Annotated in this window: 3 protein-coding genes; all 3 read left to right on the top strand. The window is 55.5% G+C overall.

The genetic code is table 11. The features are described 5' to 3' along the window. The first annotated feature begins 110 nt into the window (after positions 1–110). The 3 genes from J7367_RS21045 to J7367_RS21035 are packed head-to-tail and all read left to right on the top strand — an operon-like array spanning position 111 to position 3695. Positions 111–326: a helix-turn-helix domain-containing protein gene (locus J7367_RS21045; RefSeq protein WP_039570240.1), complete on the top strand. Its 216-nt coding sequence runs from the start codon at positions 111–113 to the stop codon at positions 324–326. After that, the gene (locus tag J7367_RS21040) at positions 319–2361 is read left to right on the top strand and encodes an N-6 DNA methylase (protein WP_201443185.1); all 2043 of its coding nucleotides are present in this window, start codon (positions 319–321) and stop codon (positions 2359–2361) included. The genes J7367_RS21045 and J7367_RS21040 overlap by 8 nt, the downstream gene beginning before the upstream one ends. Continuing rightward, positions 2358–3695: an AAA family ATPase gene (locus tag J7367_RS21035; RefSeq protein WP_039570225.1), complete on the top strand. Its 1338-nt coding sequence runs from the start codon at positions 2358–2360 to the stop codon at positions 3693–3695. The genes J7367_RS21040 and J7367_RS21035 overlap by 4 nt, the downstream gene beginning before the upstream one ends. Positions 3696–3866 lie beyond the last annotated feature (171 nt).

Raw genomic sequence — 3866 nt, 5'->3', positions numbered from 1 at the left:
CATTAATCAGACCATCCCTAACCCGGATAAACCGGGCTAAACCCATGCAAAATGGATTGGGAACCTGTAAACTCCTGTTAATCTTCACAGTAGGCAGGCAGGACTTAGCTATGGATGACCGCTGGCTCTCCGTCGATGAAATAGCCGACTACCTCGGTGTAGCTAAAGACACCATCTATACCTGGGTAACCTCCAAAGGCATGCCTGGGCACAAGGTTGGGCGCTTCTGGAAATTCAAAAAGGAAGACGTGGACACCTGGGTGCGGGAAGGCGGTGCCGCTGCGAGTACTGATGACTTTGACAATAAGGAGCCGCGCAATGCCTAAGCAGCGCTCCACACAGGACAGCAATGACATGAGCGACCTTGATCAAGAATTCCAAGCGCCAGAGCGCGCGCTCGAAGAGGGCAAGGTCTTTGACTACGTCACCGGCAATCCGGTGAAAGACAGCGACAAAGAAAAGGTTCGCCAGCGCATTGCTCGCGCAATCATCCATGAGTACGGCATTGCAGCTGAGGACATGGAGCCTGACTTCAAGGTCAAGGTTTTGGGCAAGAACCGTAAACTTGACATCGCGATCTTTAAGCCTGGCCGGGCGCACACTTTAGACAACCTTTACCGTGCTGTGGTAGTTGAGAAAGAGCCAAAAATCGGTACTAAGGGCGCGTATCGCATGCGTGACCCCGAGGAGGCCCGCAAAGAGTTTGAGGTGCTGGAGGCCGTGATGGCTGATGTCGATAGCTGCGACTACGGGCTGTGGACCAACGGACTGGAGTTCTTCTTTTTCAAGAAGGAAGTAACCCGCTTCGATACCAAGTTCAAGCCCATCGGTGACTGGCCATTGGGAGACGATTCCTTCAGTGTTGAAGGTCGCTCCATGGGCCGGATGCGCCGTGCAGATCCAGTGATGCTGCGTACCGCTTTCCGTCGTTGCCATAACTACATTCATGGCAATGAGGGCATGCCCAAGGACGCCGCCTTTTGGCAGTTCTTGTATCTCATCTTCTGTAAGATGTATGACGAGCAGCAGCCTAACGAGGCTAGGGTTTTTTATGTCGGCCCATTCGAGCCTTTTGACCCTGAAGGCCAGAAAGCTATTCGGCTCCGAATCAAACCACTCTTTGAGAGGGTTAAGACGAAGTACGGTGGCCTATTCAAGGGTAACGAAGAAATCACCTTGTCCGATCGGGCATTGGCTTTCATTGTCTCGGAGTTGGCCCGCTATGACTTTGGCCGCACCGATGTCGATGCCAAAGGCGCGGCCTATCAAGAGATCGTTGGTACGAACCTGCGTGGGGATCGTGGTCAATACTTCACGCCGCGTGGTGCCATCAGCCTTGTGGTTACGATGCTCGCACCCAAAGAGCACGAACGTGTGCTGGATTCGTCCTGCGGGACGGGTGGCTTCCTAGTTGAGACGCTGAACTACCTAAACAAAGTCTTCCACGAGGAAAGGCGTGTCAAGGCCGGCGATGAGAACACTGAAGAGTTCCTATCCATCCGTGATCGTCTGGCCAACTACGCAGCCAAGAACCTGTTCGGTGCTGATTTCGACCCTTTCCTGGTAAGGGCTGCTCAGATGAACGTGATGATGGCAGGCAACTCGCTGGGCCACCTCTATCACATGAACTCGCTGGAGTTCCCGGCGGGACACCTCCCTGGCGTTCAGGCAGCGAAAGAGTCTATCCCGCTCGGTACGATTGATGTCTTGATGACCAACCCGCCGTTCGGTTCAGACATTCCCGTTACCGAAAAGACCATCCTTGTGCAGTATGAGCTAGCCCGCCGCTGGGAGCGACAAGGTGATGGTTTTGTGATGACTAGCACCATAAAGCCAGCAGTGTCACCCGAAGTCTTGTTCATCGAGCGCTGTGTGAAATGGCTCAAGCCGGGAGGCCGAGCGGGCATCGTCCTGCCTGATGGCATCTTGGGGAACCCTGGTGACGAGTTCATCCGCTACTGGATTCTTCGCCATTGCTGGGTGTTAGCCAGCATCGACTTGCCAGTGGAATCCTTCATCGTTGAGGCAAATGTCAACATTCTCACCAGTTTGCTGTTCCTCAAGCGTAAGCCTGCGGAAGTCATTCAGGCAGAGGATTTGGGTCAGAAAAAGGACTACCCCGTGTTCATGGCGGCGGCTGATAAAGTCGGCTTCGATCGCCGTGGCAATACGTTGTACAAGCGCCACCCTGATGGCGAAGAAATCCTCGTGGATGTTAGTCACGAAGAGAAGGTTCGAATCGGTGGCGGTCTACAGGTGCGCACGCTTAATCGGAAAGAGCGCATCCTTGACGACGACCTGCCCGAGATCGCCAAGGCCTATGGCGAGTTCCGCGCCAAACACCCGGAGCCCGGCAAATGATCACGCGATTAGAAGCCACCCGCTATCGCTGCTTTGAGCGTCTGGGCGTTGATGTCGGCGACTTTCGGGTATTGGTCGGGGCCAACGGCTCTGGCAAGACCACGCTGCTTGATCTGCCGGGGCTTTTCGGTGATCTGCTGCGCGCCACTAACGTCTCCGCGCCGTTTATGGAGCGCCGGCCTGAACTGCCACCGCGTACGGGTAATCTGAACGAACTGGTCTTTGCGGGACGTGGCAGCGATTTTTCGCTGGCTGTTGAGGCGCGTTTGCCAGACGTTGTGCAGTCTAAGGTGCTTGAGGGCATGTTTATTAGAAAGCGCTCGGAGCGGTCACGACAGGCATTACAGGAAGACCGCCGTCATTGGCCGAGCCACATACGCTACGAAGTCGGTCTGCGAATTGGTGCCGACCAAACTCTGCAGGTGGCTTACGAGTATCTGTTCATGTTTCCTGAATCGGACGGGCCTGATCGGCGTCAGGCAGGGTTTCATGGCGTCGCTGCTGGCAGTAAGAAACACTGGCACTTGACGCTGAAGCGCGAGATTGGCTATGAGTCTGAATTCACGCCCGAAACACCACATGCGAGCGTTGCCAAAGTGGGCCTGCCTGAAACGCTGCTCGCCATGCCTCGTGTGCTGTTCGAGTCCGAGGCGGGCTATCCCGCTGCCCGCTGGTTATACGGTCTATTGACCACTGATGCCGTGTTTCTGGAGCCCAACTGGTCGACCATGCGCCAAGCCAGCCCGCCAGGACAACCCAAGGTCATCACGGCAAATGGTCGCAACATTCCCTGGCTTGCACTGGAGTTGAAGCGCGAGGGAGCACCGGAGGGTGCGCCAGCCGAATTCCGCAGCGAACGCTATGCAGACTGGATTGCTCATGTGCAAACCGCATTGCCGCAGGTGACCAACATTGATGTGCGTGAGCGCGAAGACGACCATCACGCCTACTTCGTGGTCAGCTATAAGGGCGATTTCAAGGTGCCGTCACCCGGTTTATCTGACGGTACTTTGCGTATCCTGACGCTGACGCTGCTGCCTTATCTCAGTAAACACCCAGCCATCCTTGTGACCGAAGAGCCAGAGAACGGCATTCATCCGCGCGCTATTGAGGCCGTTCTACAATCGCTTTCGTCGATGTACGACAGTCAGGTCTGGATGTCATCGCACTCACCTGTGGTTTTGGCTCGCGCCAAACTGGACCAATTATTGTGCGCAAGGCTCGCCAGCGAAGGTGGCGTGGAGATGGTTCCGGGCACCGATCACCCGCGCCTAAAGGAATGGCGTGGAGGCATTGATCTCGGCAGCCTTTTTGCAGCGGGGGTATTGGGATAATGAACAAGCGCCCCTGTGTCATCTTGGTGGCCGATAGCAACATGGCTGCCACCTTCCGTGGTTACTTCAAACGAGACGGCTGGCACCTAAGGAAGGTCTGATCAACTCACCGCAGATGCGCGACACTATCGCCTTATGTAGAGGATTCATCCATGCAGCTGACGTTCGGTG

The organism is Xanthomonas sp. D-36-1, from assembly GCF_017746155.1.
Classification (GTDB): domain Bacteria; phylum Pseudomonadota; class Gammaproteobacteria; order Xanthomonadales; family Xanthomonadaceae; genus Xanthomonas; species Xanthomonas cissicola.
Note: the sequence above shows the minus strand (reverse complement) of the source record. Positions and strands in the feature narration are given on the sequence as shown.

Coding starts and splice junctions, on each gene's coding strand:
- J7367_RS21045 (WP_039570240.1), top strand. CDS start 111: ATGGATGACCGCTGGCTCTCCGTCGATGAAATAGCCGACTACCTCGGT.
- J7367_RS21040 (WP_201443185.1), top strand. CDS start 319: ATGCCTAAGCAGCGCTCCACACAGGACAGCAATGACATGAGCGACCTT.
- J7367_RS21035 (WP_039570225.1), top strand. CDS start 2,358: ATGATCACGCGATTAGAAGCCACCCGCTATCGCTGCTTTGAGCGTCTG.